Source organism: Anaerotignum sp. (assembly GCF_040307045.1).
Taxonomy (GTDB): Bacteria; Bacillota; Clostridia; order Lachnospirales; family Anaerotignaceae; genus Chakrabartyella.
Map to the genome: position 1 here is coordinate 82,847 of NZ_JAWRKF010000002.1, position 26,970 is coordinate 109,816.

The 26,970-nt window shown below is 39.5% G+C and carries 28 protein-coding genes; 3 read left to right on the top strand and 25 right to left on the bottom strand.

The genetic code is table 11. From position 1 onward, the window contains the following. Positions 1–69: 69 nt before the first annotated feature. The 7 genes from ABVZ64_RS00410 to ABVZ64_RS00440 form a co-directional block, all read right to left on the bottom strand. Complete coding sequence (locus tag ABVZ64_RS00410) at positions 70–483, bottom strand: endosialidase (RefSeq protein WP_352399083.1); 414 nt, start codon at positions 481–483, stop codon at positions 70–72. Positions 484–641: 158 nt separating this feature from the next. Next, positions 642–3,089 carry an ATP-dependent Clp protease ATP-binding subunit gene (locus ABVZ64_RS00415; RefSeq protein WP_352399084.1) on the bottom strand — a complete coding sequence of 816 codons (2,448 nt, stop codon included), beginning with the start codon at positions 3,087–3,089 and terminating at the stop codon, positions 642–644. Positions 3,090–3,338: 249 nt separating this feature from the next. Continuing rightward, the gene (locus tag ABVZ64_RS00420; RefSeq protein WP_352399085.1) at positions 3,339–4,004 is read right to left on the bottom strand and encodes an RluA family pseudouridine synthase; all 666 of its coding nucleotides are present in this window, start codon (positions 4,002–4,004) and stop codon (positions 3,339–3,341) included. Between the two features lie 2 nt (positions 4,005–4,006). Then, positions 4,007–6,055 carry a glycoside hydrolase family 13 protein gene (locus tag ABVZ64_RS00425; protein ID WP_352399086.1) on the bottom strand — a complete coding sequence of 683 codons (2,049 nt, stop codon included), beginning with the start codon at positions 6,053–6,055 and terminating at the stop codon, positions 4,007–4,009. A gap of 586 nt (positions 6,056–6,641) precedes the next feature. After that, on the bottom strand, positions 6,642–7,181 hold the full coding sequence (locus tag ABVZ64_RS00430; RefSeq protein ID WP_352399087.1) for a hypothetical protein: 540 nt from the start codon (positions 7,179–7,181) through the stop codon (positions 6,642–6,644). A 192-nt stretch (positions 7,182–7,373) separates the two neighbouring features. Beyond that, complete coding sequence (locus ABVZ64_RS00435; RefSeq protein WP_352399088.1) at positions 7,374–8,603, bottom strand: 6-phosphofructokinase; 1,230 nt, start codon at positions 8,601–8,603, stop codon at positions 7,374–7,376. A 199-nt stretch (positions 8,604–8,802) separates the two neighbouring features. Next, positions 8,803–10,140, bottom strand: a complete 1,338-nt coding sequence (locus ABVZ64_RS00440; protein ID WP_352399089.1) for an NCS2 family permease — start codon at positions 10,138–10,140, stop codon at positions 8,803–8,805. Positions 10,141–10,419: 279 nt separating this feature from the next. Between ABVZ64_RS00440 and guaA the strand changes: the two genes are divergently transcribed. Beyond that, entirely contained in the window at positions 10,420–11,958 is a 1,539-nt protein-coding gene (guaA, locus tag ABVZ64_RS00445; protein ID WP_352399090.1) for a glutamine-hydrolyzing GMP synthase, read from the top strand. Between the two features lie 88 nt (positions 11,959–12,046). On the opposite strand, the gene ABVZ64_RS00450 is transcribed toward guaA, so the two are convergent. From ABVZ64_RS00450 to ABVZ64_RS00530, 17 genes are all read right to left on the bottom strand, one after another. Then, on the bottom strand, positions 12,047–12,814 hold the full coding sequence (locus tag ABVZ64_RS00450) for a sigma-70 family RNA polymerase sigma factor (RefSeq protein ID WP_352399091.1): 768 nt from the start codon (positions 12,812–12,814) through the stop codon (positions 12,047–12,049). A 74-nt stretch (positions 12,815–12,888) separates the two neighbouring features. Continuing rightward, on the bottom strand, positions 12,889–13,212 hold the full coding sequence (locus tag ABVZ64_RS00455; RefSeq protein ID WP_352399092.1) for a phage head closure protein: 324 nt from the start codon (positions 13,210–13,212) through the stop codon (positions 12,889–12,891). A 14-nt stretch (positions 13,213–13,226) separates the two neighbouring features. After that, positions 13,227–14,870 carry a terminase large subunit gene (locus ABVZ64_RS00460; RefSeq protein WP_352399093.1) on the bottom strand — a complete coding sequence of 548 codons (1,644 nt, stop codon included), beginning with the start codon at positions 14,868–14,870 and terminating at the stop codon, positions 13,227–13,229. Between the two features lie 4 nt (positions 14,871–14,874). Next, positions 14,875–15,222 carry a hypothetical protein gene (locus ABVZ64_RS00465; protein ID WP_352399094.1) on the bottom strand — a complete coding sequence of 116 codons (348 nt, stop codon included), beginning with the start codon at positions 15,220–15,222 and terminating at the stop codon, positions 14,875–14,877. Between the two features lie 308 nt (positions 15,223–15,530). Beyond that, positions 15,531–15,824 (bottom strand): HNH endonuclease, encoded by a 294-nt coding sequence (locus ABVZ64_RS00470; RefSeq protein WP_352399095.1) that lies wholly within the window; start codon positions 15,822–15,824, stop codon positions 15,531–15,533. Positions 15,825–15,837: 13 nt separating this feature from the next. Beyond that, complete coding sequence (locus ABVZ64_RS00475) at positions 15,838–16,116, bottom strand: head-tail connector protein (RefSeq protein WP_352399096.1); 279 nt, start codon at positions 16,114–16,116, stop codon at positions 15,838–15,840. 12 nt (positions 16,117–16,128) lie between these two features. Further along, positions 16,129–17,361: a phage major capsid protein gene (locus ABVZ64_RS00480; RefSeq protein WP_352399097.1), complete on the bottom strand. Its 1,233-nt coding sequence runs from the start codon at positions 17,359–17,361 to the stop codon at positions 16,129–16,131. Positions 17,362–17,363: 2 nt separating this feature from the next. Then, entirely contained in the window at positions 17,364–17,930 is a 567-nt protein-coding gene (locus ABVZ64_RS00485; protein ID WP_352399098.1) for an HK97 family phage prohead protease, read from the bottom strand. A 57-nt stretch (positions 17,931–17,987) separates the two neighbouring features. Beyond that, positions 17,988–19,196 carry a phage portal protein gene (locus ABVZ64_RS00490; RefSeq protein ID WP_352399099.1) on the bottom strand — a complete coding sequence of 403 codons (1,209 nt, stop codon included), beginning with the start codon at positions 19,194–19,196 and terminating at the stop codon, positions 17,988–17,990. Continuing rightward, positions 19,193–19,375 carry a hypothetical protein gene (locus tag ABVZ64_RS00495; protein WP_352399100.1) on the bottom strand — a complete coding sequence of 61 codons (183 nt, stop codon included), beginning with the start codon at positions 19,373–19,375 and terminating at the stop codon, positions 19,193–19,195. The genes ABVZ64_RS00490 and ABVZ64_RS00495 overlap by 4 nt, the downstream gene beginning before the upstream one ends. Further along, positions 19,365–19,523, bottom strand: coding sequence for a hypothetical protein (locus ABVZ64_RS00500; protein ID WP_352399101.1), 159 nt, complete (start codon positions 19,521–19,523; stop codon positions 19,365–19,367). Before ABVZ64_RS00500 ends, ABVZ64_RS00495 begins: the two co-directional genes overlap by 11 nt. 112 nt (positions 19,524–19,635) lie before the next feature. Then, positions 19,636–19,839 carry a hypothetical protein gene (locus ABVZ64_RS00505; protein WP_352399102.1) on the bottom strand — a complete coding sequence of 68 codons (204 nt, stop codon included), beginning with the start codon at positions 19,837–19,839 and terminating at the stop codon, positions 19,636–19,638. Positions 19,840–19,843: 4 nt separating this feature from the next. Next, positions 19,844–19,975, bottom strand: coding sequence for a hypothetical protein (locus ABVZ64_RS00510; RefSeq protein WP_352399103.1), 132 nt, complete (start codon positions 19,973–19,975; stop codon positions 19,844–19,846). Between the two features lie 17 nt (positions 19,976–19,992). Further along, positions 19,993–20,217 (bottom strand): hypothetical protein, encoded by a 225-nt coding sequence (locus ABVZ64_RS00515; RefSeq protein ID WP_352399104.1) that lies wholly within the window; start codon positions 20,215–20,217, stop codon positions 19,993–19,995. Between the two features lie 363 nt (positions 20,218–20,580). Then, complete coding sequence (locus ABVZ64_RS00520; protein ID WP_352399105.1) at positions 20,581–22,743, bottom strand: phage/plasmid primase, P4 family; 2,163 nt, start codon at positions 22,741–22,743, stop codon at positions 20,581–20,583. A 22-nt stretch (positions 22,744–22,765) separates the two neighbouring features. Next, complete coding sequence (locus ABVZ64_RS00525; protein ID WP_352399106.1) at positions 22,766–22,966, bottom strand: helix-turn-helix domain-containing protein; 201 nt, start codon at positions 22,964–22,966, stop codon at positions 22,766–22,768. A 136-nt stretch (positions 22,967–23,102) separates the two neighbouring features. After that, the gene (locus ABVZ64_RS00530) at positions 23,103–23,294 is read right to left on the bottom strand and encodes a helix-turn-helix domain-containing protein (protein WP_352399107.1); all 192 of its coding nucleotides are present in this window, start codon (positions 23,292–23,294) and stop codon (positions 23,103–23,105) included. 163 nt (positions 23,295–23,457) lie between these two features. On the opposite strand from ABVZ64_RS00530, the gene ABVZ64_RS00535 reads away from it, so the two are divergent. Beyond that, complete coding sequence (locus tag ABVZ64_RS00535) at positions 23,458–23,937, top strand: helix-turn-helix domain-containing protein (protein WP_352399108.1); 480 nt, start codon at positions 23,458–23,460, stop codon at positions 23,935–23,937. A 183-nt stretch (positions 23,938–24,120) separates the two neighbouring features. Beyond that, on the top strand, positions 24,121–25,194 hold the full coding sequence (locus ABVZ64_RS00540; protein WP_352399109.1) for a site-specific integrase: 1,074 nt from the start codon (positions 24,121–24,123) through the stop codon (positions 25,192–25,194). Positions 25,195–25,679: 485 nt separating this feature from the next. On the opposite strand, the gene ABVZ64_RS00545 is transcribed toward ABVZ64_RS00540, so the two are convergent. Continuing rightward, positions 25,680–26,828 carry a GH25 family lysozyme gene (locus ABVZ64_RS00545; RefSeq protein WP_352399110.1) on the bottom strand — a complete coding sequence of 383 codons (1,149 nt, stop codon included), beginning with the start codon at positions 26,826–26,828 and terminating at the stop codon, positions 25,680–25,682. Positions 26,829–26,970 lie beyond the last annotated feature (142 nt).

Sequence of the window (26,970 nt, forward strand, 5' to 3'; positions counted from 1 at the left end):
ACACCCAAAAATGCTTCAGAATTTAGAAAAAAGTGGGCTGTATGAATTATACAGTCCACTTTTTGTTTCTTAACCGATCTTTTCAACCTTCACATATGGCGTATTGTTTTGTAATTCTACCCCTAGAGTTACTTTACCTGCCATATTTGTTTTTACTTTTCCAACGTTTACATCATCAATTAAAATTTTGTAATCTGTTGTAGGTTCCATTTCTAAGGTTAACTGAACGTCTTCTTGACCTTCAACCATAAAATATGCACCCTTATCAGTCAATGTGAATTTATGTATGGTAGCGCCAGGCACTACCTCCATGAGCATCTTTCCGTTCTTTTCCAGCTTGGTAATTTCATTGTATGTTTTAACCTTGTAAAGATCACCTTGCACTTCAAAGTCCAATACTTTTTTCTTTTCATCCATCAAATAGTTGCCGAAGCTGATACTTCCATCTTCTTCTTGACGAATCAATTCTTCGATTACAGCCATTACGCTACCTCCCAAAATTTCACTTTCTGAATATACTTTTCGATATATAATCCCAAATATCGCCAAATTTCTCTCATCATTTGGATTAGGATGATTATAACACAAAACACAGTTTTGGTATATACCCAAATTTTTAATTTCCACTGGAAAACTTACAATTATTTCACAATTCTGAAGGAAAAACCGTTGGATTTCACGCCTACAGATACCTTGGTGCCTTTTTGGATATTTCCACTCAAAAATTCTTCGGCAAATACATCCTCAATCTTGGTTTGCAGAGCGCGGCGCAAGGGTCTTGCACCATAAGCCTTGTCATAGCCTTCCTCTGCAATTTTTTCGATTGCTTTGTCTGTAAAGGTTAACGTAATGTCCATATTTTCCAAAACTCTGTGAGAGAGGGTTTTTGCCATCAGTTTTACAATTTCTACAATATCCTTCTGTTCCAATGGATGGAACACAATGATATCATCGATACGGTTGATAAACTCCGGCTTAAAAATATTTTTCACTTCGTCCATTACACCTTTTTTCATAGATTCATAGCTTTGTTGGGCTGTTTCCACACTGGTAAAGCCAAGTTTTTTGGGTGCAGCAATGCTTCTTGCTCCTGCGTTTGAGGTCATGATAATAACCGTATTTTTGAAATCCACCTTTCTGCCCTGGCCATCGGTAATATGCCCATCATCCAGTACCTGTAAGAGCACGTTAAATACCTCGGGGGATGCCTTTTCAATCTCATCAAAAAGAATCACAGAATAAGGATTTCTGCGAACTTTCTCACTGAGCTGGCCCCCTTCTTCATAGCCAACATACCCAGGAGGAGCCCCCACCATTCTGGCTACACTATGCTTTTCCATATATTCTGACATATCAATGCGAATCATGGAGTTTTCATCGCCAAAAAGGGCTTGGGCTAACGCCTTTGAAAGTTCAGTTTTACCCACACCTGTGGGGCCTAAAAACAAAAAAGAGCCAATGGGTCTATTGGGATCTTTTAGGCCAACGCGGCCACGGCGCACTGCTCTTGCTACGGCTTTCACTGCTTCATGCTGTCCCACAACCCTTTCGTGCAGGGTGTCTTCCAAGGCAAGCAGTCTTGTTGTTTCTTCCTCTTTTAAGCTTTGCAAAGGAATTCCCGTCCAACGGGAAAGAACTTCTGCCACTTCTTCGGCAGTCACAGTCTGACCGTTGGTATCGTTTTCTTTTTCCCATGCTTTCTGGGCCTCTTTCAACTGCGTACGCAAAATATCCTGTTGTTTTTTAATTTGGCCTGCCTTTTCAAAATCCTCGGTTTTGATGGATTCTTCCTTTTCTTTTTCCATCTCCACCAGTTTCTTTTTTAAATCTTTCACGCCTGTTGGCGCAGTATAAGCTTTTAAACGCAAACGAGAAGCAGCCTCATCAATCAAATCAATGGCTTTATCCGGCAAAAAACGGTCGGACACATAACGCATAGAAAGCTTCACTGCCGCTTCCACCGCTTCATCGGTAATGGTCACTTTATGATGCACTTCATATCTGTCACGTAGAGCCCGCAGCATGGCAATGGCGGCCTGCTCTGTGGGTTCTTCCACCTTAACCGGCTGAAAACGGCGTTCAAAGGCAGCATCCTTTTCAATATATTTACGATATTCATCCATGGTTGTGGCACCAATGAGCTGAATTTCTCCCCTTGCCAAGGATGGCTTTAAAATATTGGATGCATCAATGGCTCCCTCGGCTGCACCGGCTCCGATGATGGTATGAATTTCATCAATGAATAAAATAATGTTGCCATCGGCACGGACTTCTGCCAAAGCTTTTTTCATTCTATCTTCAAATTCACCGCGATATTTTGAACCAGCAACCACAGCAGAGAGGTCTAAGCTGATGATTTTTTTATTTTTTAAAACATCAGGAATATTACCATCGGCAATTTTTTGCGCAAGACCCTCAACAATCGCAGTTTTCCCCACACCGGGGTCTCCCACCAAGCAAGGATTATTTTTTGTTCTGCGGCTCAAAATCTGGATGATACGCTCAATTTCCAAATCCCTACCTACAATAGGGTCAAATTTATTATTTTTAGCCATATCTGTTAGATTGCGGCTAAACTTATCCAAAGTTTCTGTGGCACTTTTTTCTGTCTCTTCCCCATGAGGATTCATGCCCTTTGCACCTGAAACTTCGCTTTCCCCCGCACCCAACATATTCATGATTTCCGCATAAACCTGCTGACGATTTACGTTTAAGTCCCTCAAAATTTTGGTTGCGATATTATCTTCTTCCCGAATTAAGGAAATCAGCATATGCTCTGTACCAACATAGCCCATTCCCATTTTTGTTGCTTCCTGCAAGCTAAATTCAACCACCCTTTTTGCTCTAGGGGTATAATCTGCAGGAACATAAAAGGTTTTGTTATATTCATTTAATGCAACGATTCTATCCATAACCTGATGGTAGGTAACCCCTTGGGCTTCTAGGGCTTTTGCTGCAACACTCTCCTGAACTAAGGTTAACCCTAGCAAAATATGCTCAGTACCTACATACTTATTACCTAGTTTTAATGCCGCCTCTTGGGCTCTCGCTAAAACCTCTTGTGCTTTTTTTGTATATTTTCCTTCCATGTTCTTCACCTTCCTTAGCTTGTTAGCCATCAAAGCTTGTGATTGCTAAATCTATGTTTAAAATAAAAGAACTTTGCAGTTCTTCTATTCTTTTTCTATTTAAAATAATTATACGAACAATATCTTGCGAGGATACCTGAAATATTTTCATTTAAATGAAATTAAGACCCCTTTTTATGGGTAAGCTAACCTTACATTCGGATACCCACATTATAATACACATATTAGGAAAATGCAAAGCTTGTTTTATCATTTTCCAGCAAAAAACTGAAATGCGCCTTCCCTGGGAAAATCCTCAAAATACCAAGGCTTTTTCGTAATGGGATGAACGCCCTTTAAAGCGTAAGACCAAAGGGCAATTTCTGTTCTACCACCCCTTTGAAAAAGGGGATTATACTTTTTATCCCCCCAGATTGGGGCTCCTGCATGGCAGGTCTGCACACGAATTTGATGATGACGTCCCGTTTCCAATTGTATTTCCACATAACTCAAAACTTGATCCTCTTCCGTTATGGTTTGTAAAACTTGATAGTGCAAAACTGCCTTTTTTGCCATTTTGTCCTTGGAAGAAACAACCTCAGAAAGGTTTGTTCTCATATTTTTTTTCAAATAATTAATAAGACTACCTTTTTCTTGGGGCAAACGCCCACAAAGGACGGTGTGATAGCGTTTTTCCAAAAGTCCCTCTTGCATTTGCTTTGCTAAGGCCATTTCCGCATTTTTTGTTTTAGCGAAAACCAAAAGCCCCCCAACAGGTCTATCTAAGCGGTGAACCAAGCCCAAAGGATGACCACAATGCTGCTGTAAGGCAGAAAGCAAATCCAAATCCCCTGTTTTATCTGCCTGAGTTGGCATACCTTGGGGCTTTCTTACCACAAGCATTGCCTCATCCTCAAAAATTATTTTCCAATCCATTTCTACACTTCCTTTAAAAGAACCCCACTTTTGGGCGGCAACAAAATCCGCAGGTGGCCATTTTCTACTTTATAAGTTGTACTTTTCTGGTGATAACCCCATTCCTCTGTAGTAACAAGGGTTTTCATCCGTCCTTTCTCTCTGACACCAATTTGCCAAACAGGAATAAAGATTTCTTTGTCGGTTTCATTGTTATTCAGTATAACAACACATTTATTTGCCTCAGTAAATCTTCCATAGCCAATGACACCATACTCTCCAAAAAGCTGCTTTAAAGAGCCAAAGCGCAACGCCTCATTTTCTTTGCGCAGACCAATGCAGGTTTTATGGTATGCAATAAGATCTAAGTTTTCTTTCCCCCAAGGGTAAGTTCTGCGGTTATCAGGATCCGTCCACCCCGTCACCCCCGCTTCATCGCCATAATAGATGGTGGGTGCCCCTAGCCAAGTCATTTGAAACAGCACTGCCTCCCGCATCACGCTAAGGCGAACATCCGCCTCTGCCCCCTTTGCCCCATGGGTTTCCAATCGACCTATCTGACCATTGGTACGGGTTAAAAAACGGGAATGGTCATGGTTGGAAAGTTGATTCATAGCAGTATTCATTGCCTGAAAAGGCAGTTTTGCCATCTGGTAGCTCATGCTGCCCCAAAACACATCAGAATTGTTATACAAATCATCCCGTCCCTCGGTGCTATGCTTAGAAACCCCCGTCAAAAACCAAGTCAATGGTTCCATAAAGGCATCATAGTTCATGATGCTATCCCATTCATCCCCCCAAAGCCAAGGCTTTGCCTCTCCATAATGCTCCGCTAATATAAAGGCATCAGGGTTAGCCTTTTTTATCACATTTCTAAACTCACGCCAAAAGGCATGGTTAAATGCTTCCGTACGACCCAAGTCTGCCGCAACATCTAGCCTCCAACCATCTGCACAATAAGGCGGGGAAACCCATTTCTCCCCGATCTTAAATATTTCTTCCCGTAATTTTGCACAGCCTTCTACATTGAGCTTAGGATGATTTTCAAACCCCCACCAGCCCTCATAGCTACGACCATCCTCTTTCCAATAAAAGTAGGGACGATAGGGGCTGCTTTCCCCCTGATAGGCACCCACATTTTTTCCAATATAAATCCCCTCTTTATCCATCCATTTATGGAAGGCACCACAGTGGTTAAACACACCGTCCATGATAACCTTGATTCCTCTTTGATGGGCTTCTTCCACCAAAGCGGCAAAAAGCATATCGCTCTTTTCTAAATTTGTTTCATTGGTCACACGGGTGATATACCTGGTTGCCTCCACATTGTCCTCCCCACCAAAAAGCAGGGCACCTTCATCCTTTTCAATTATGCCAAGGTGGGGATCAATATGCTCATAATCCTGAATGTCGTATTTATGATTGCTTGGGGATACAAAAATCGGATTTAAATAAAGAGCTTCAATGCCCAAATCCTCCAGATAATCCATCTTATCCATAATTCCTTGCAAATCTCCCCCATAAAAATTACGAATATCCTGGGGCTGAGGGTTTTTATACCAATCTTCCACCCGATTAACGGGTTTTCCCAAATACATATACTCGTTGGTCAAAACATCATTTTTCTGATCTCCATTGAAAAAACGATCCGGGTAGATTTGATACATCACCCCACCCTTTGCCCACTGAGGTGTGTGGTAATCCTTCAAAATTTCGAACCAGCCTTCCCTCTGATACTCTCCAAAAACACCATACTTGGTGTAATAGAGGGTAAAACCCTCCCCCTCTATACAAAAATAGTACCGCACTGCTTCTGCCGAAGGTGGTAACACCACTTGATAATAATCAAAAACAAAATTTGCCCTCATTTTAACCATAGGAAAACGGGTTTTATCTGTGCATAGATAAGGCTGCAACTCTATATCCCGACCTGCCCTAAGGGTAACCGTAACCGTATCGAATTGGGAGGGTTCTACGGGTATTCTATAATTTATAGTTTCATCGCTAAATATAGCTTGAGAACAAAAATAGGGAATCTTTCTAAGCCAAGAAAAATCAGTATAATTTGGCAAACAATCACCACCTTTACCCAGGTTTACACGATTCTATTATTATCCCAGAAAAAGGATGGGACGTCAAAGTCGACATTTGCTTTTTCCGGATGATATGAATAGCTTTTCTATAAGCAATATAAAAAAGCATATACTATCTTAAAACATCTTGTACTATAAATAACTTTTGCTTAATCATCGTAAAAAGTTCGATTATTATATCATGGCCTCGCACAACTCCAAAAAAACACTGATTGAAAAAATATTTTCACAGAATATCACAAAATGGTCAAGAACCATCAAAAAGCTTAATGAAAATCATATTTCACATAATCCTATTTATTTATTATACCATAAAATGGGTGGAAATATATATTTGAAGCGAAACCTATAGTATTTCTTTTCATTTTTGATTCATAATTTCGTATTTTGAACAAAGGAAAAAGAGCAGCCTGCCGATGACTGCTCTTTTCCAAAAAGAGAAGGTATTTCTTATTGGGATTACGGATTTACCGCAATGTGAAAATATTGGGGAGTTTTCACATTTTTTATTATAACACGTGGGACAAAAAATGTCTAGCTAAAAATACTGAAAAATTAACAAAAATCAGCTTGTAAAATCGGACAATAATCTCACCAGATTTTCCTCACCCAGCACACTGATCCCCTCTGCCAATTGGTTGCGTTCTGTTTCAGGCAACACAGACACAGGCACATCCGTTAATTCTTTTAGCCTCATCTTTTTATCAATATCCTCCACAAACACTGCCAGGAACCCCTCATGTTCTTTTAGCAAAAATACCTCGCTGCTTTTCCCCTCCACAGAACACCGCAATATTACTTTTTCCGGGGAAAAATAGACAATTTGCCATCCGTTATAAATGCTTTGCATTTGCTCTCTGTTCAGACCCTCCAAAAAGTCAGGAACAGGCTCTTCCACTTCTTTTGTTATGGCATCTTTTGTATAATAATACTGGTAAAGAATTTTACCTTCTTTTTTCACAGTCACTTCCCTCTTTCCAACCTGCACAGACTCCTCATGCGTTGGAAGAGTTTGCTTTTCTTGATTATCCACAGAAAAGAAGTAGCCTAGTCCCAACGATAGAAAAAAGCCGGCAAGGGCCATGAATACAACTTTTTTCTTCATAATAATCCACCTCAAAAAAAGTATGTACTCTTTTGGAAAATTTTATACAAAAACACCTAAATCTTTGAAATACCTTTTTTTGCGCTGAAAAAAACCCCCTTCAGCTAGGGCAAGCTATGACTTAAATTTACCTTTCCATGAAAACCTAAGGAATGTTCCCCTTCTCTCGCTCTCATTCCAGTCATGCCCAATTCATTCTTCATTTAATCTGATATGCACGGGTACCCCATTTTTATATGTGCAAGGCAACTCACCTTGAATCAAAGGTAACAAATAGTCAATCATTTCTTGGGTAACATCATTGCCATCTTCATGAATCCATTCAAGGGGTACTTCCTTCACATGGTTTGCAATCTTATCAATCTCTACAAACTGGATTTCAAAGCGATATGGCTTTGAGGATGTTCTTTTTAATGCTGCCATTTTTCCCGTTCCTCCAGAAATGGCATAGTCGGCCGCAGCCGAACCCAAAAGTTTTGACTCGTAAATATCAGAAGCACTTGCCACATGAGATGCACATCGCTGCATCAAGTTAAGCTCCACACTTCTTACCTTACAGCCAATTTCCTGGCGTACGGTTTCTTCCAGAAATGTACCAACACCCGCCAAAATTTTGTGTCCAAAGGCGTCGGTTGTTTCATCCTGCAAGCTTTCCGTAATGTAGATACCATCTTCGTTCTTCACACCCTCGCTGATTGCAACAACCACAGCGTGCTTTTCTGCCAGCTTCTGCCTAATATCCTGCAAAAATCTTTCCACTGAAAAAGGCTTTTCACAAAGATAAATTAAGTCGGGGGCACTATCCCCATTTATTTTTGCCAAAGCTGATGAAGCCGTTAACCAGCCCGCATCACGCCCCATTATTTCAACAATGGTTACAGCAGGCACAGCATATACATTACAATCGCAAGCAATTTCAGATAACGTAGTGGCAATATATTTTGCAGCAGAACCAAAACCAGGGCAATGATCTGTTTCCATCAGATCGTTATCAATGGTTTTTGGCGCACCTACAATACAAATATCGTCAATTTTATTTAATTTACAATAAGCGGCAAGTTTTTGCACCGTATCCATGGAGTCGTTCCCGCCGATATAGATAAAATATCCAATGTTATACTTTCTGAACGTGGAGATTATTTTTTCATATTCAAAGGTGCTTTCCTCCCAATGGGATAGTTTCATTCTGCAAGAGCCCAACGCAGAGGAAGGTGTCTGGCACAAAAGCTGCAACGCTTCGGGGTCGGAAAGCAAAGGATTCAGCTCAATGATTTTATCCGCCAAAATCCCTACAATCCCGTTCTTTGCACCGTATACCTTGTCAATATTTCTATCTGCAAAGCATTTTTCAACCACACCACATAAAGTTGCATTAATTGCTGCCGATGGCCCACCCGATTGGGCAACCAATAAGTTTTTCATGTATATCCGCCTTTCTGAACCATTCATATTGTTAAAACCCTAAGGCATATTATAGATGCATTCTCGACAAGAAACAACAACATTTTATTTTTCCCATTATTTTGTTCCTACTGCTTATTATTTTATGTCTTTACCAATGGAAACAGTAAAAATAAGCATAAAAAAAGCCTGCCACCAGAAACCGTGACAGACTTTTGGTTTAACCTAAAATAAGCTTAAAGAAAAACAAGATACCTATGATTACAATAACTGGGTTCAAATCCTTGCTTCTGCCACTAAGCAGTTTTAACAAAACATAAGAAATTACACCAAAAACCAAACCTTCGGAAATGCTATATGCAACAACCATCATAAGGATTGTCATAAATGCAGGGAAACCTTCAGTATAATCGCCAAATTCAATATCTCTGATATTTTCAACCATAAACAGCCCCACAACCACCAACGCCGGTGTCGTTGCAAAAGAAGGGATGGTTGTTAAAATGGGTGAAAACAACAAGGCAATCAAAAACAAAATTGCCGTTGTAAAGGCAGTCATACCTGTTCGCCCACCGTCAGTTACCCCGGAAGCACTTTCTACGAAAGTGGTAACTGTGGATGTACCCAAGGCAGCACCACAAGTGGTGGCAACAGCATCGGCAAATAGCGCGCCTTTGATGCGAGGCAATTTACCGTTTTTATCAATAAAGCCAGCCTTGGAGGAAACACCAATCAAAGTGCCTAATGTATCAAATAAATCAACAAACAAGAAAGCAAAAATAACTGTAATGAAATCAAGAATATGAATTCCTTCAAAGCTCATTTTCATTGCGATTGGCGCAATGCTAGGTGGCATTGAAATGATACCCTGAGGAATCAAAGAATACATACCCGCTTCAATATCAACCACATAAATTCCTGTCAGCTGACAAATAATACCCAAAATCCAAGTTAAGATAATACCTAGGAACAAAGCGCCCTTTACTCTTTTGATAACCAGAGCTAAGGTAATAATAATACCGACTAAAGATAAGGCAACGGATATATTTTTGATATCTCCCAAAGCCACACAAACAACGGGATCTGCAACAATAACGCCGGAATTTTGCAAGCCGATAAAAGCAATAAACATACCAATCCCAACGCTTGTTGCTTTTTTCATGTTGGTAGGTATTGCGTTGAAGATGGCCTCTCTAACATTAACAGCAGAAAGTAAAATAAAGATAAGACCCTCAATGAATACTGCTGCCAATGCAACTTCCCACCCGTAACCATACTGGCCACAAACGGTATAGGCAAAGTATGCATTTAACCCCATGCCCGGAGCCAGTGCAAAGGGATAGTTGGCAAAAAACGCCATAAACATTGTACCCAATGCAGAGGCAATACAAGTTGCAGTTAAAAGGGCGCCTGCGTCCATGCCAGTGGTGCTTAATATGCTTGGGTTTACTACAAGAATATATGCCATTGTCATGAATGTAGTTAAACCAGCAAGAATTTCGGTTTTCATAGTTGTATTATTTTGTTTTAATTTAAAACATTTTTCGAAAAAACCCATGTTTTCCCCTCCTTAGTAAATAAAATGATGACATATGAATCATAATAAAAATTGACAACGACTTTAAAATGATAGCAAAGTAAAGTAAACCTGTCAACGGGTTCCTTTTGTATACTCCACAAAGATTATGGGAAGAAAACAGCTTATTTCATAGGTTTTTTCTCTTGTCAATATTTGTGGGCTATGCTAATATAAACAAAGAACCTGTCGTCGGAGTCTTTCGACGGCTTTTCTTTTCAAAAGAACGGATCATAATGAAATTTTTTATGGAGGTTAATGATGAACCACGAAATGATTATCGTATTAGACTTTGGCGGCCAGTATAACCAGCTGATTGCACGCCGTGTCAGAGAACATCATGTATATTGTGAAATCATGCCTTGGAATAAGCCTATTGCAGAAATCAAGGCAAAAAATCCCAAAGGTATCATTTTCACCGGAGGACCCAATAGTGTGTATGATGAAAAATCACCCCATTGCGATCCCGCCATTTTCCAATTAGGTGTTCCTGTTTTAGGTATTTGCTATGGCTGCCAATTAATGGCGTACACTTTGGGCGGCAAAGTGGGCAATGCCCATGAAAAAAGCGAATACGGCAAAACGGAAGTTACTTTCGATACAAGCAGCAAACTCCTTAAGGGAATCGATGAAAAAGAAATCTGCTGGATGAGCCATACAGACTTCGTTACAGACCTTCCCGAAGGCTTCCGCATAGTGGGAAAAACGGCAACTTGTCCTGCCGCTGCCATTGAGTGCCCAGATAAAGGCTTTTATGGCGTTCAGTTCCATCCTGAAGTTAATCATACCCCAAAAGGCACCGATATGATTCATAACTTCTTATATGAAGTTTGTCAGTGCAGTGGTGATTGGACTATGACAAACTATATAGAAGACCAGATTAAGAAAATTCGTGAAAAAGTTGGTGATGGCAAAGCACTTTGTGCCCTTTCTGGCGGTGTCGACTCCAGCGTTGTTGCTGCATTGGTTTCCAAGGCAATTGGCAAACAGTTAACTTGCGTATTTGTTGACCATGGCTTGATGCGTAAAAACGAAGGCGACGAAGTTGAAGCTGTGTTTGACGGCTTCTTTGATTCCCACTTTGTTCGTGCCAATGCCCAGGAGCGTTTCTTGAATAAGCTGAAAGGCATCACAGAGCCCGAAGCAAAAAGAAAAACAATAGGCGAAGAATTTATTCGTGTTTTTGAAGATGAAGCCAAAAAAATAGGCAAAGTTCAGTATTTGGTTCAGGGAACAATCTACCCCGACGTAATCGAAAGTGGCTTAGGGGATTCCGCTGTCATCAAATCTCACCACAACGTTGGCGGTTTACCTTCCGTAGTGGACTTTGAAGAATTGATTGAACCTTTGCGTTTGCTTTTTAAAGACGAGGTACGTCAAATGGGTATTGAACTTGGTCTGCCTGAAAACCTTGTTTGGCGTCAGCCTTTCCCCGGCCCTGGCTTAGGCATTCGTGTTATCGGTGAAGTAACCGAAGACAAATTGGCAATTTTAAGGGAAGCCGATGCTATCTTCCGTGAAGAAATTGCGAATGCCGGATTAGATCGTAGCATCAACCAGTATTTTGCTGTTATCACAGACGTACGTTCTGTTGGTGTTATGGGTGACTTTAGAACCTATGACTATACCGTTGCACTTCGTGGTGTTACAACCACAGACTTTATGACCGCTGACTGGGCACGCATCCCTTACGACGTGTTGGATCGTGTGAGCGTTCGTATTGTAAATGAAGTAAAGCATATCAACCGTATCGTGTATGATATTACTTCCAAGCCACCTGCAACTATTGAGTGGGAATAAAAAAGTCAACCCCTGCACACCTTGATTTTACTGGGTTTGTAGGGGTTTTTATTTTGAAAACGTACTAAAAACGTACTACTTTTTTCCCTTAGATTAATTTATCTAATTTCGATAACATCAAAACCGCCCTTTCCGTAGAACTGGTATGAGTATTTTTCCACGCTGAAAAACTGCTTCTATATCCGTAGGAATTAATTATATCCATCCTGTACGGCTCTAACAATTCCTTATAGGCTCGTTTTCTTCTCATGGTAGAAAGTGCCTTTACCTCAATATCTCGTGTCTTAGAATAGGTCAAGCCTGCTGTATCGGCTATTTCTTTAACCGTCTTATCTGAATAGTATTTCCCTTGGATAACTTCTTTTTGTAATGGATCGAGCATATCAAGGCATTTTCCCAAATCATCATGCAGCTTTTTCAAATACTCTTTTTCAATTACGCTTTCCATTTTATAATTAGCTTCCACGCTCTCTAATGTATCCCCAAACACAAGCCCTTCTTCGTCACTTTTTAAAGGCTTGTCTAGGCTTATTGAAGTATTGAGAAGGTTATTCCTACCGCCTGCCGTCCTAAGTCCCACAACGCCGTTAAAACGGTTAAGAAGTGGGTACTTTATATAGGAAAGCAACTTGTTTTCTGTGGTTGTGTCATAGGCTTTTATTGCATCCAATAAAGCAAAATAGCCCTCTTGGTACAAATCATCAAAGGTAACGCCTGCCCTCTGGAAAAGGCCGGCTTTTTCGACCATATACTTATTGACATATAACTTAATAAACTTTTCAACCTGGTTCCAAAGTGCCGGTATTAACTCGCTGTGGCCGTCTTTAATTTGCTTAGCTAATTCTTCATTGGTCAAATGTCCCCACTCCAATTCTAAAAAAAATAGGTATGTGGCAAAACACCACACACCCAAATAACGCACCCTATCGACTATCTACCTAATTTACAGTACAAATTCAAATCCGTTTTATTTCCTTCAAACGAATCTATTCTTGTAATGTTGTAAAACTTTCCTCTAAACTTGACTTGTATATATGTATCAATATCATTACGCCAATTTATAGTAAAAAGGACTTCTTCCGTTGCTTGTGTACTTGCCGCTGCAAAATATTCTTGCCCAGATAGTTGCCTAAAATAAGCCCATATAGGGGAAGGCGTTATATTTGAAAGAACTAGCCTTTGTTGTCCTATATCGTCCTCTATATATTCCTTTTTAAAAAGTTCGATCTTTTTATCTTTCAACTTTTTTACCATGTATTTTCTCCCCCTTATAAAGCATTTACAAACTCGGAAAAGTGTTCATATAGTCCAACGTAAGAATCAAGCAAACTTGCCGTACCGTCTATACGCTGTTTTGCAGACTGATTTTTAATAGGAACTATATTTCCGTTTCTATCTGTCTGTATGCCTGTATTAGTTAAACACCATTTTAAAATTGGGTTATTATTGTAATTGATTTTTTTCGATTGCAAGTCAGCCCCTAGCATTTGCATTGGCAGGCTCAAAGTTTTTGCCCCCTGGATGCAGCGTACCATTTTAAAGCCGTTGTTTTCCATTTCCTCAACCCAATACTTAGCTGAGTAGCTATCGTAGTAAATCCATGCCGGGGTTATTCCATAGTCATTTACCATTTCTAAAAACCATGAAGTAACATCACCATAATTAATACTATTGCCGTTGCATAGCCTTAAAAGCCCCCTGTCAAGCCACTTGTCATAGGGTATTTTATCCTGCTGTACACGCTTTTCAAAGCTGTCACGAGGTAACCAATACATTTGAGTAATAAAGCGTTCCTGTGTGTCTTTATCCATCATTAAGAGGGTAGCACAAGTTAAATCCGTTGTTATACTCAAATCGGCTCCACCTATTGCGTAGCAGTTTTTAAAGCGTGAAATATCAAAAGTTTTTTCGTTGTTTATATCGTCAAAACTAAGCCATGCGGTGCTGATTGTATCGCGGATATTGAAATCCTTTACCAAAATACCGCTTAAATCTTTGGGGTTATTTTTGGCACGTTCAACCTTTTCTACAAGGTCGGAAACCTTTTTAATACTTCCCAATCCTGGGTTGGCTTTCTCCCATGCCTTAGGGTTCGCCCATTCTGCCCGGCTGTCCAATTCATAGATAACTGGTAAAAACGTATCGTCTTTAAAAGTGCCATCTGTAACGCCGCAAGCATAGGCATACATATCATCAAAAATACACTCTCTAACGGTTCCGGCTGTGGTTATCATAATTAATAACGGCTGCCGCCTTGCGCTCTGGCTCTGCTTCATTACTTCATATAGGTTTCTATCTTTCACGCTGTGCAATTCGTCCATAATAACACAATGAGCATTTAAGCCGTCTAATGTGTCGCTGTTTTTCCCTAACGGCTGAAATTTACCCATAGACAAAGGAAAATACAAATCTGTTTTGCGCTTCTTAATGTATTTGTTTAAGTCTGGGCTTTGCTTTATCATATTATGGGTTTCATCAAATATAATTCTTGCCTGGTCTTTCTTTGTGGCTGTTGCGAATACGTCCGCGCCTGGTTCATTATCTGCAATTAGCATATAAAGGGCAATCCCTGCAAGCATGGTACTTTTACCATTTTTTCTGGCAACCATAAACATAGTTTCTTTATATTTTCGTAGCCCTGTTTCTTTATGTATGAACCCAAATAAGGCGGCTATATAAGCCTTTTGGAATAGTTCCAAAGTAACCGGCTTTCCTGCCCATTCCCCTTTAGAATGCTTGCAAAACTGCTCTATAAAGCGAATAGGCTTGTTTGCGCGGCTCTCGTCAAAAACAAAGTCACCAACTGGGTTGTTTATATCGAATACAAGCTTTTCATATGTTTTTCTTACCCTGTTGGATACCGTACAACTTCCTTCTTGTATTGACTGCCAATATTCAAGGATATAATTCATAGGCTTAACCTCGCTTTATAAACTCATATAGCGCGCTGTCTGTGTTGTCCTGTGTCTGCTTGGGTAATAGGTCGGTGAATTGCTTATAAAGCAAACTATACCGCTGTATCGTGGTATTATAGGCTTTTAAAGCAGGGCTTTCACGCATGAATTTTTGCTTGCCTTGCTCAAATAAATCAACCGCACCACGTTCTTTCACAGTGTCCTTTAATTCGTCCAAAGTTTCAGCCATGAAAACAATTTCTTTTGCAAGCTTTTCTGCTATGGGCTTCCGATCTTCCGGTATTTGTTTAATCATTTTTTTAAGTTGCTTCATATCTAAGCAAACGTTTGCATCTTGTTGTATCTTCAAAATAAATCACCTCATTTTTGATTGTTTTGTTGGTTGTCTTAACTCCCCCTCATGTACAAACCCTTGGAGGGGCTTCTTGACCTCCCCTTCTCGGTGTCCTAAGAGTTATAATTATATTGTACCTGGGGGGTATTGGTGTACTGGTATGCCTTTGTATTTATGTTTTACATTTTAGGAAAACATCAAAGGATAGTGTTTCATTTAAACTGATACGGAATTTCCGTACTCGTTTAATGGAAATGTATAAACAACAGAAAAAGAAAGAGGGTTATTCTATACAAAGGCATAACACTATATCAATTCATAAATTAATGGTTGTATATAAGGTTGCCGTCCTTATCAAAGGTAACACCTTCTACACAACTACTAGAACACATATGTTCTTTATTGTGGCAATCAATACATAATGCTTCTAGGTTGTCCCAACTTAAAGTAATATTTGGATCATTTATATTGCTTGGTGAAATATACTTGATATGGTGGACTATACGCGCCATACTTCCACAACGTTCACATATATAGTGTTGGCTTGCCATATATGCCGCCTGTGTATCCTTCCAACGTCTGCTATTGTAAAAGCCTTTCGCATAGTCCTTTGCCATATCTCATAATCTCCTAAATGGTAGGTGTTCTTGCCATCACAGAAAGAGCCTTGAAAAGTCCATCAATGGTTCGCTGTAACTTATCGCTGTCTGACTGCTCCGCATTATACCAAAGTTGCAGTATAAACTTAGCTACTGTCTTGGCTAATGGTTCAATGTTCTGCTGTGCTACTGACATACCTGTACTGACTTCTATATATCCTGGAATGGCATCCAACAACGACGATATAATAACATCGTTGTCAGTGCCGTCTAACCGTAGGAAGTCCCTTGCTTCATTAATAGTAAGCATTAAATCAGCCCCTTATGCTGTTGCTCTTGTAAGCTTAACAAACGCTTCGGAAACAATAGGTTTGCAGTCTGCTACTGCCATTGCTCTATAATCAATCAAACCGGACTTAAAGCTACTTTCTCTGGATACTTCAATAATAATACCCTCTGGAATGTTATATCCCATGTAAGAGAAGTTACCAAACAAGATAACTTCATCCGCAAGGTTATCGTCAATTACAACTTCAAACCCTAAAATTTTACCGATACTTTCCGCCTTTGGATCAGTAATAAAAATTGGTCTGCCGTTGGTATCAACAAGGCCATAGAATAGGTTATAAAGTGTAGCGTTATTCATAGCCCATTTTGCACCTGCTGCATAACCTCTTTTAAGCATACCTACCACTTTTACACAATCGGCATATTTAAGGCCTGCTGTTTTTCCAAAAGTCGTACTATTTGTGGCATCCCATGCAATACCTGTAAGAATGCCTGTACCTTGATTTGTTCCTGTACCATTTACAAGGCCATCTGCAATACATTCCATAACGCAATTTGTAAGTTCATCAATCATGTAGCTTTCAAATGCTGCAATGCTCATTTTCTTAGCTGCCGCACTGATAGAAAATACTTTTAAAATCTCATAACCATTAAAGGCTACTGTTGCGACTGTATTTGTCTCACTTGCTACTGCTGTACCCTCTGTATGCCATGCCGCTTTAGATGCAGGAGTTCCCACAGGTACGGCAATCTTGGAAGGAATATTGAAACCTCTACAAACGGAAAGCAAGCCGCCCATAGTACGCGCTTTTTTCACAACCTCATTAAGTGTTGCAGTAGGAAGGACAGCCGCCGCACTTGTTACAGTATTAAAGGCATCCGCTCTTTTTTCAGCTTCCACAATACCCATAGCACGCTGAAAAGCTGCATCTTCAAACGTTGTCAATTTCTGGCCTAAAAGGCTTTTGAAAAACGCTGTACGATATTCTGTACTTGCGAAAACGTCGCCCTCTGTTGCTTCCTGACTTGCTCTTGTTTCAAAACTCATGCCGGTAATAGGGTTAAATCCTGCGGCCTGTGTAGCTGCTCTTTGCTCAACATTTGCTTTAGCTTGTTTTAAGCCGTCTAATTCAATGTTAAGGCTTGCAATGTCTGCGCCGGCATCAGTATCAATAATATTGGCGATCTCTGCCGCTCTTTTTTCAATGTCTGCTACTGTGCTGTTCATGTAATGATTAAAAGCTTCTGCGATATTTTTAAATTTCATAATTAAACACTCCTTTTTAATATTTGATTGATTTTGATTTTTGCGGCTATCTTTAACGGATCGTTTACAGCCTTTATTGCGGCTCTTGCTTCAACGCTTGTTTGTGGGTAGGCAGGATATGGCGTAATGCTCACCTCATAGACCTTTTCAATTTTGAGAATCTCCCTTGTGTTGGTGTTTGGATCGTATCGGTCGCCGCCTGCCGGTACTTTAAAAGCAAAACTCATTCCGGATAAATCGCCGCGTTGTACTGCCGTATGTACGCTTCTTGCTTCTGCTGTATCCGGTAAACTTGCAACCATTTTCAACCCTGCCGCATCTCTAATGAATTGCATTGTTTTTGGCGTTCTTGCTAATGGTACCTTACTAAGATCGTGGTTATACAAAAGCCTTGCATCGGACAAATCCGCATCATCCAACGCCCCACTTCTTATAATTTCGATATACTTTCCTGCCGGATCGTTTATCATGGTGGGCTGATTGTAAACAATCGGTAAGCCCTCTAATATAAGGCTGTCCGCTCCTGCCGGTGCTTCTGCTCTTATTTCGCAAATTCGTAATTCTTTCATTCTTCCACCCCTGTTTCTTCGGTTTCTTCCAAGTCTTTTTCAATCTGTTGAATAATTTCAACCAATTTTTCCATTATTGCCACCCCCTAATTGGTATGTATTCGCGTTTTGTGCATCAACTACATTCAAAGTCTGTAAACGCTTGTCGCCATCTTCCACGCCTGGAAGGTTCAAAATTTCCAATGCCTGGTTGACGGTAAGCAACCCAAAAGGCATAAGCTGTGCAATTAAATTCACCTTTGTAGCATTGCTGCTAAACTGTAAACGGCCACTTTCAAAAATTACACAATTCCCAAAAGCTTGCTCGCGGTCGTTAAAAATCTTCCTGGTAAATTCTAGCCCCATTTGTACGGCCATAGGCTCAATGGTACTTTCATAGAACGCCGCCCATTCATCCTCTGTATAACTGCTATTTACGATTTTTTCAGACACTCCCAAATAATCATAAATTTTAGTTTTAATTGCTTGAATTTGCTTATCGTCAATGGTTGCAGGGTTCACAGTGATAGGAATATATTCCGTTTTCTGATCCGTTGCAACAATGCCGCCGTTATTGGCAATCTGCAAATAATCATTGATAAAAGCGTCCTTTTCCTCTTTCAGCTTCTCCGGTGCCATGATCTGGGTAAACTTCAAAATACCCCTTATGTTGGCACTACTTTTGATTGAATTGGATATACCTTCATTTTGGGTATGCGCCAACTCTAAAGCAGGCATTAAAGCGGTATTTGCATCCCCTAACAAATCATTATCATTGAAGTTGCGGCGTAAATGGATAATATCGGTATAAGGTAAAGTAACTTCCTTACCGTTCCCAAACAAAAAGCGACAATATAGTTCGCCTATACCATCGCTTAAAAATTCAGCATTTAATGCCCTTATGGGGAAAATCCCTTTTATCTGTCCACGCTCGTCTTTTTGGAGATATGCAAAAGCATTGTTATACAAAAAGTAATGAGTAACAAGCTTATAGATCATATCAAATGCACTCATGTAGGGGTTAGGCTGAATTTGTAGCAGCCTGTTAAGCCTACAATCTCCGTCAACCTTTGTATGGTCTTGATACCTAACAACATGAGAACCTTTCAACTTCGCCGCATTTCTGGCGATTGCATCAATGGCACCCCTGTAAATATCGTTTGCATACGCATCACCACTCCAGGCCGTAAATACTGCATTGTAGCCGTTTATGAGTTCGGCTCTCTCAACGGTAGGCGGCGGCGTTCTGCCTTTAAAAATCTTTTGGAATACGTTAATTTTACTCACCCTCTCAATGGTTCATTATGATCGTCGGGATATATTGAGAAAATGTCGGCTGTATTAATAAATAGCCTTTGTCCCGAACGAGTAACTACCTCTAAAAATTCTGGAAACAATGTACTCCTCTTTACCTCAACATTATAAAAATCTTCCCCGTATTTCATTTCTATGTACTTACATTTCATGTCCGCACCTCTTTCTCCGCTCCTGCTCTTGTCTAATATGTAAGACTGCTTCAAATGGCGTGAGGTCTTTGAACCCATACACATTCTTTAAAGACAGTAATTGTTCCATCTTTTTGTTGTTTCTTGTTTTCGTTCTTGATTTTGGCAATAGCCTACCCCCTCGCTTCGGAAACACTTTTTAGTGACATCAAAACGCATATGTTGTGATTATTTAATTTAATTATACCATATTTTGTGGTTAAAGTCAATTTCATAGCACTTTAAGCTTGTTTTATATGGTACCGTTTTTCCAGTTCATCCACCAACAAAACGAATAATTTCTGTTCCGTTTCGCCTATGAAATACTCTCCCATTTCCGCCACATAATCCCAATACTCCTCGCTGCCTCTGGTTGATTGTAAGAGTGGATAAAATTTATTCCAAAATGCAGCTGCCTTGCTGAATGGATCGCTGTAAGTTCCCATAGCCTTAATTTCCTTTTCCGCTTGCTCTAGCACCACTAGCAAAGGCAAGAACCACTCTCACCTGTGCAGGGTTTAACTCGTCAATCATGGCTTTTAAATATTTCTTTGCTTCTTCTTCCTGTTTTTTGCGAATCACATTCAAACCCCCTCTAATTAGTTTTGAATTTTAGCCTTCTTCTTCTCCTGCGCCTGCTGATACCGTACGCCTTTCATGAAACCATAGTTAAAAATCATACAAATTCCTTCACATGTATCACTCGATACCAGGTTAAAAAATTCTCGTATTTCGGCAACTGTTATACTGGCACCACGTTTCCCAAAATATTTCTTTTCAACTTCGCTACAAGCTTTCTTTGCGCTTTTCAATACATCTTCCATTTTTCAACTCTCCTTTATGATTTTTTAAAAGTGATTTTCCAGTGAGTTTCAAGTGGCTTTCCAGTGAATATTCAGTGAGTTTCAAAACCTCTGAAAACCTTGATTTCTCGGCGTTTCTGTTTTTCAAGTGGAAAAAGTGGGTGTTTTCGGAAGTCCTTTTATAATATTTACGTTAATATAAAAACACGCGATATTTATAGGCTATTCCATTTAAAATATTTTTCCTATAATTTTATAGTCACTTTATCCACTTGTTTATAATAAACTTGTAAAAAACGTTGATTTTGTGGGGTTTATAGGACTTTTAAAAAAACACTTTTTATCCACTTTTTATCCACTTTTGCCCACTTACCTTTTGTAACGTTAATTAGCAGTTTTCAACCCAACTTGTGCCATTGCAGGCGGTTTAAAGTATTTGCTATCAAACCTATATTGCACGCCTTTGTAGTATTGGTAACCATAATACACGCCACACTCTATGCCGTTCTTCTCTGCTCTAGCTTGAATGTTTTTTGAATTTAATCCTTCAATTTCCTTATCTTCGCACCAATCCCGGTAGGCTTTTTCTAATTCTGTTTTCTTAATGCGATCACTTTTGGTATCGCCTGTAAGCTCGCAGTTTTCAATCAAGAAGGAATAAAAGGTATCCTGTACCGCTCGCCATTCGGAAATGGCTTCCTCATTGGCCTTACACTGTGTAAAGCAGAATTGATTTTTCAATAACCTTTTAAGGCCTTCTAGTCCCCACATGAAAACACCGTCCAATTCGTTCAATATCTTCATTTCAAGGGTTTTATCTCTTTTTTCATGGGGAATAACATTGGTACACTTTATTAAATTAAATCGTTCAAACAAATGTGTTCCCTTGTCGCCCTTAAAAGAGGGTAAATCATTACAAATTGAAACTATTCCACCGGTAAAAAGAAAGTTAAAGCCGCCCTTTCCCTTCATTTCACAGCGAACATAGTCCCCACCGGTTAATTCTTTATAGGTGCTGCTGTCCTCAATATCGTTGCCTTTCTGGTCGCCTGTAACAATAAGCCGCCGTCCGTATATGTCAGCCAGTGCGAACCTATCGCTTAGGTTTTGCATCGGAACGTTATTCGTATTTTCCGCGCCTAGTATTGCGATTAAAGGCTTAGGGAAAATTGACTTGCCTGTGTTCCCTAGTGACGAATAAAGGCATAAGGATTGTTTCACCCTGTAAACGGAATAATTAGATAAAATCAAGCCTACCCATTCTTGGAGAACTGCAACGCGTTCATGATCTACTACACCGCACACCGTACACAAATCATTAATATACTTTAGCCAATGTTTAGGCTCTGGGGCGTTTTCGTTAAAATTGCAGTTAAGCTGTATTGTACTTAGATTCTTCGGGGAATGAGGAATAAGTTTAAAGCCTATTGTGTCAAGAATCCCATTTTTTAGATTGATATACCTTTCATTACTATTCACAGCTTCAAAGGTTTTTACTTTACCTTCGGAAGAAAGCAGCAAATTGTATACATTGTTTAAAATGGCATCCTTAACTAAACTATCGGGAAGGTATTTTCTTATATAGGCTTTAATTTCTGGCCGCCTACATTCTTTGTAAACACCATCCACATAAAGACAAAACTTGTCCACTTCAACGCCTGCCTTGCGTAAAATAATATATTCCATTGACTGCTCAACGCTTTTCGCAAGAATACCTTCGTTCACTCGCAAGCCGTTTTTGCCTGCCTGTATCCATGGTGCATACTTCCACTCTGTTTCCTTAACGAGTTCTTGAAAATCCGCCTTTGTATACCCTTCTTTTATGTAGTCGGTAATATCTCCCTTTTCAGCCTGGGAAGTGATTACCGCCTTTGTAGCGTGAGCATAATTTTTCAAATCTCTCAAAACCTCGTCTTTAAGTTTAAAGCCTGGCTCATCATTATCGGGAAGAATAATCACCCTTGCACCAATGAAAAACTTTGCAAACTCTGGCTTCCAATCGCTCACACTTCCTGCGGTAGTGGCTGCAAAGCCCATTTCTCGCAGCGTATCGCAGTCTTTTTCACCCTCGCAGTAGTAAACAGGATACCCACCATTTACGGCCTTAATAACTGAATTAAGGTTATATAGTACGCGTGGCGTTTCTCCTATCCCTGTATTGAAAAAGCTGTGATCTTCATTGATTTTCCCAAAAATGATTTCTTTCCCTGCAAATCTAACTTTAGAATATAGGTACTTTTCCTTTGCATCGTTATAATTATAAACCGCTTCAATAGGTTTTCCCTTCCACGCTTCAAGCTTTTCTTTCCACGTCTGGGGAGTTTTCCCCTCTCCAATATCAGCCCATGAAAGCCCTGCCGCTTGAAGTATATTTTCAGTTTCGCAGCCTGCGTGACAATGAAACAATATTTTTCCCTTCTCTTTACTAATAGTAAGGCTTGCTTGCTTATCGTCATGGACTGGACACTTAACTTGCCACCTGTCAGCACCAATTTTCTTTGCACCGCTGAACCTTTCCAAAATTTCTGAAATTTCTATTTTGTTCACCCCCCTACCCTTTGTAACGTAATTACAGACAAACCTTCTCTTCGAAATACCGACGTGAAACTTTGCCGGCGATTGTCAAAAAGCCTTTCGCTTCAAGTTCTTTGTTTAGGCTGCGGATCATGCGGTATGCTGTTGATAAACTAATGCCCCAAATCTCCGCCACTTCCTCGGCTGTTACAAATCTAGAATTGCTGTTCTCCTGCTGTGTTTTGATTTCTTTCATATAAATTCTCCTCTCTTTTATGGTCTATTATTTTTCTTGTTTAGCATTGTAGCAAATATGTCCACAATCACCAATAGCAAAATAAAGTTATAAATTTTCATTGTCCCAGTGGGACTAAATATGTCTTAAAAAATTTTTATTCAATGATTTCTGATACATCAACGCCTAAAGCCTGTGCAATAATGGCGGCTGTATCTGGCTTAATTCGCTTGCCTGCTTTCGCCAAACTAAGTGTAGCCCTTGAAATGCCGCTCAATGCTGCAAGCTGTGTTAAGTTGAGTTTCTTTTTTGCCATGATAACAGCAAGCTTAATTTCGTCCAAACGCATAATTTTTACCTCCTTCAATCTTTCATTTGCACTAATATACTTAGATTATAAGTGCTAACGCACTATTTGTCAACAATTCGTTAAAATATTTTTTTCAAACGCACTAATTTTATTGAAATTTTGGATAGATTATGTTTTAATAGAGTTAAAGGAGGTGTTTATTTTGGGAGTTGGTTCGAACATTAAAAAGCTTCTAAAAGAAAAGAATAAAACTTTGGTATGGCTTTCTGGAGAAACTGGAATATCAAAAAATACACTTTACTCAATTACAAAAAGAGATAGTTCCAGGGTGGATCCTGATACCCTTCAAAAAATAGCAGACAAACTAGATGTACCGCCGGAAAGCTTGTTTTGGGGTGAAAGTGCAAAGGTGACAGTAGACCAAAACGGGGATACAGTAATTGACATTACCTATAAAAGGCACTTAAAACAAATTACACGAGCGTTTGACGCTCTTAATGTCCGGGGCAGAGAGGAAGTTATAGCGTTTGCAACAGATTTGGCACAAATGAGTAGATATACAAAGCCATGGGACAGCTTCACTAAGAACGAATATATGGAAATGTTTCCGGAATTGTTCAATGAAGATACAGAGGGCAGTCCAAAACTGGACACTCCAACTAATAATGAAAAAGATAAATAGTTTTTATTAAAGGGGACAGCACAAAATTAGCAATACTTTCTTCCAAAAACGAAAAAAAGCCCCTCCTGCGACAACAGGAAGGACTTCATAAATTGCGGTCTTTTCAACCACTTTTAGCCATTTAAAGTATATCACAAGGCCGTAGAAATTACTACACCTAAATATAAAAGGAGGCCTTGTTTTATGCCTGTTTATAAGAATGAAACATTAAATACTTGGTACTGCAAGTTTTATTATAAAGACTGGCAAGGAAACCGCAAACAAAAGAAAAAAGAGGGTTTCAAAACCCAACGTGAAGCAAAGGCTTTTGAGCGCGAATTTCTCCACAAAGAAGAAGGTTCCTGTGATATGGCTTTTGGTAGCTTGGTAGAACTGTATATAGACGACTGCAAAAGCCGCTTGAAACCTACCACGTTAAGCAATAAAGAATATGTATTAAAGCATAAGGTAACGCCTTTCTTCAAAGATATGCCCATTAATACTATCACGCCTACCACTGTGAGAAAATGGCAAAATGAACTTTTAGCACATGAAAGCGATTTTAGCCCAACTTATTTGAAAACCATAAATAATCAGCTATCAGCCATTTTTAATTATGCCATGAAATATTACCGGCTCCCTTCCAATCCTGCTAGAGATTGCGGCAGTATGGGAAAGAAAAACGCTGAAAGTATGCAGTTCTGGACAACGGAAGAATATAATAAATTCATAGAAATAGTAAATGATAAACCTATATCAAAAGTTGTATTTCCTCTTTTGTTCTGGACTGGTATTCGTTCCGGGGAATTGTTAGCCCTTACATTGAATGACTTTGACTTTGAAAACCGTATATTAAGCATTAACAAAAATTATGCTAGGCTTGAAGGGAAAGACTTAACCCTTGAACCCAAAACACCCAAAAGCAAAAGATTAATAAATATTCCACCTTTCCTCTGTGATCTTGTCAATGAATATGTTACAATGTTATATGACTATCAACCAAATGAGCGTTTATTTAATGTAACCAAATTCTATTTAAGGCATGAAATGAATAGGGGCTGTGAAAAGTCTGGTGTAAAGAAAATTCGTATACACGACTTGCGCCATTCCCACGCTTCACTCTTAATCGAACTTGGATTTTCTCCCCTTCTCATATCGGAAAGATTAGGCCACGAAAACATTGAAACCACGTTACAAACATATAGCCATTTGTACCCTAATAAGCAAAGTGAAGTCGCTGACAAGCTGCAAAATCTCGCCGTACTAAAAACGTACTAATAATTTTTGAAGCCATTTTTTATAGATGAAAATATAAAGAAATACGGTATTAAAACTACCAAAAAAGCCCAAAAACACCACTGAAAACGCATTTTTCACAGAGTGGGAATAATTAAAGAAATCCCCAAAAACCTTGTAAGCACAAGGTTTTTGGGGTGTTTTTTTATTGTTTTATCGCTCTTTCTAATACCAAATTCCTATCAATGAGAAAAAACAACCTTTTTTATAGCCTGCAAGCTACACTTTCTTATATTGTGAAGAGTCTTACTCCCCCCATGCTTTCTGAAAAATGTTTGCTATTTACAGCTCCCCTGCCTGCTGTTGAATCTCCTGTAAAATTTGAATGACGCCTTTCATTTTGCTAAACAACAAAAAATACATTTCTTTATAGTCTGTGATAAAATCACCTATTTTTTATAAATCCCGCTTTTTCTGATTTAACACTCTCTGTGTAATAAACCTTTCCCTTTGATTCAAATAAATGTTCAAACTTTATACTCAGACATGAACCGATTTACCATAACAACCATCTGCCCACGGGTTGCAATTTCCTTGGGTGCCAATGTTTCATGGGGTGTGCCTATCAAAATCCCACGGTCTATGGCCCACATTAATCCATCAAAAGCCCATTTTTCTGCTTCGTCTATGTCTCTAAATTTCGAAATGGGGCCATCCTTTAAAAGCGCCACATCATATCCCTTTAATTTTGCATAGCGGTATAAAATCTCCACCAGTTCCTCTCTCTTTATGCCCCTTTGGGGGTGATAAAGTTCATTCCCATAGCCAACAGCAATTCTATTTTCCTTTGCCCATAAAATCCCACGGGAGTACCATTTCCCTTCAGCCACATCCTTAAAATTTGTGGCATTCAAAACACCTTGCCGCCCATCTAAACGATATAAAACATCCACTGCCATATCACGCTTTGCATCCTCCCATGGTGCGAATGTAGTCTTGCTGACACCTGAAACCATATGGGATTCATATAAATTACAAATAGCCATATAATACCATTCATCCCCTCTTACATCGGTAAAAGGTAATTCTCTTTGACACCCATTCTGATGCTTCTCAATAAAAACATCCTCCGTAAAAAAGTCTAAATCCACCTTGCAGGAAATACCAGAAACTTCACCTTTGTCTGAATGCTGCCACCCTACCCATTTCTGCCAAATGCCTGTTTTGGGGATGTTCTCTCCACTATAATTGGCAACCCACAAAGGGTATCTAGTAAGTGCATCTTCCCATAGGGAAGCTGTTCTATAAGAACTAGAATAAAACATAGGGGTTGTATTTGTGTGCTCCGCCAAGGTTTCGATAAAAGCAATGGCAATATCGTTGGTTTCCGCCTTTGTCAACCCACTAAACTGCTCAAAATCTACGGCCGGAATACACTCATAGGAATCATCCTTGATCAAATCAGCGAAAAACTTTGCTTGTTTTTGTGCTTCTGCAACATTTAGAGCTGTTACATAGAAATAAAACCCCCGTTTCAGTTTAGCCGCTTTTGCCCCTTCGGCATTTTCCCGAAATTTCCTGTCCTGCGCAATGCCATAGCCAGCCCGGATATAGACAATATCTTTTCCTGCTTCCTTTACCTTAGTAAAATCAATGTCCCCCTGCCAAACACTCACATCAATCCCTTCATATCTCCTATCCCCTGCGTAAACTGAAAGTGGTGTAAAAATTTGACATATCATAAAAAAACATGTAAAGAAGCCCGCAAGCACCCTCATGAAGCTCACCCATACTTTCTTTGAGATTATAATACACTAT